The organism is Arthrobacter oryzae (assembly GCF_037911235.1).
GTDB lineage: Bacteria > Actinomycetota > Actinomycetes > Actinomycetales > Micrococcaceae > Arthrobacter > Arthrobacter oryzae_E.
Genome location: NZ_JBBLYW010000046.1, coordinates 1 through 541 on the forward strand (window position 1 = coordinate 1; position 541 = coordinate 541).

General features: G+C 66.5%; 1 protein-coding gene. It reads left to right on the plus strand.

Annotated elements, in window-relative coordinates; genetic code table 11:
• The coding region (locus tag WMN78_RS13345; protein WP_340534196.1) for a lyase family protein at nucleotides 1-541 on the plus strand (541 nt) is incomplete at both ends.

Consider the following 541-nt stretch of genomic DNA (forward strand, 5'->3'; position numbering starts at 1 on the left):
GGCGTCCTCAAGCGCGTGGCCGTGAAGCTCTCCAAGATCTGCAACGACCTGCGGCTGCTCTCCTCCGGCCCCCGCGCCGGCCTGGGCGAAATCAACCTGCCCGCCGTGCAGTCCGGATCCTCCATCATGCCCGGCAAGATCAACCCGGTCATCCCGGAAGTGGTCTCCCAGGTGGCCTACGAAGTCATCGGCAACGACGTCACCATCACCATGGCCGCCGAAGCCGGGCAGCTCCAGCTCAACGCCTTCGAACCCATCATCGTCCACAGCCTCCACAAGAGCATCTCCCACCTGGAAGCCGCCTGCCGCACCCTCACGGCACGCTGCGTCCGGGGCATCACCGCCAACACCGAACACCTCCGGCTCACGGTGGAACAATCAATCGGCCTGGTCACAGCGCTCAACCCCCACCTCGGCTACGCCACCGCAACCGCCATCGCCCAGGAAGCCCTCGCCACCGGCAAGGGCGTCGCCGAACTCGTCCTCGAACACGGACTGCTCACCGCCGAGCAGCTCGAAGAACTCCTCAGCCCGCAACGCC